Here is a 266-nt window from a genome sequence, read left to right on the forward strand (position 1 = left end):
CGCCGTGTTGTTTCTGACTCCCCGGAATTCTCAGGTAGATGTAGTGCAGTCGGTGGGCCGGGTGATGCGTAATGCCCCCGGCAAGAAACGGGGTTATGTGATCCTTCCCGTGGTGATTCCCGCAGGCGTAGAACCCCACCAAGCCCTGAACGATAACAAGACCTATGCCGTGGTGTGGCAGGTTTTACAGGCTCTGCGCTCTCACGATGACCGTTTTGATGCCATGGTCAATAAACCGAATTTGACTGGCTGTGATCCTCGGAAGA

The 266-nt window shown here is 54.9% G+C and carries 1 protein-coding gene; it reads left to right on the forward strand.

The genetic code is table 11. The features are described 5' to 3' along the window. Positions 1–266: hypothetical protein (locus IV91_RS16505; protein WP_035419111.1), on the forward strand; the 266-nt coding region annotated here is incomplete at both ends.

The sequence above is a fragment of the Ferrovum myxofaciens genome (genome assembly GCF_000735045.1).
Classification (GTDB): domain Bacteria; phylum Pseudomonadota; class Gammaproteobacteria; order Burkholderiales; family Ferrovaceae; genus Ferrovum; species Ferrovum myxofaciens.